At 71.4% G+C, this 590-nt stretch carries 1 protein-coding gene; it reads left to right on the top strand.

The annotated features are described in order from the left end of the window. Nucleotides 1-41: 41 nt before the first annotated feature. On the top strand, nt 42-590 hold a 549-nt coding region (locus tag J0695_RS38545), incomplete at its 3' end, for an HAD family hydrolase (protein ID WP_206969505.1).

Genomic DNA, 590 nt, shown 5'->3' with positions numbered 1-590 from the left:
GCACACCCCCGTAACCCCGCCCCGCAGGAAGGCGCATCCCAATGCCCCAAGTCACCGACTCACCTGTCTCGACCGCGCGTTCCACCGTCGACCTCGCCTTCTTCGACGTCGACGAGACGCTGATCACGGTCAAGAGCATGTTCCGCTTCCTGGAGTTCCATTACCGCGAGCGCGGGCTGCCCCCCTCCGCGTACGCCGAGGCCGCCGGCGAACTGCGCCACCGGGCCGCCGCCGGCGTCTCGCGGCTGCGGACCAACCGTGAGTACTACCGCCTCTTCGCGGGGCGGTCCCACAAGGAGCTGTACGCGCACGGCCGCGCCTGGTTCGACGCGGAGCTCGCGGGCGGCTCGCTTCTGCACCGGCCCGTCGTCGACGCGCTGCGGCGCCACCAGCGCGACGGAGCGATGATCGCGCTGGTCTCGGGTTCGTTCCGGCCGTGCCTGGAGCCCGTGGCGCAGCTGCTGGGTGCCGACGTGATCCTGTGCAGCGAGCCGGAGACCGTCGGCGGCTACTTCACCGGGCATCTGGAACACCCCGCCATCGGACCGGAGAAGGGGAGGCTCGCCCGCGAACTGATGGCGCGGCACGCG

This window comes from Streptomyces beijiangensis, assembly GCF_017315755.1.
Classification (GTDB): domain Bacteria; phylum Actinomycetota; class Actinomycetes; order Streptomycetales; family Streptomycetaceae; genus Streptomyces; species Streptomyces beijiangensis.
Note: the sequence above shows the minus strand (reverse complement) of the source record. Positions and strands in the feature narration are given on the sequence as shown.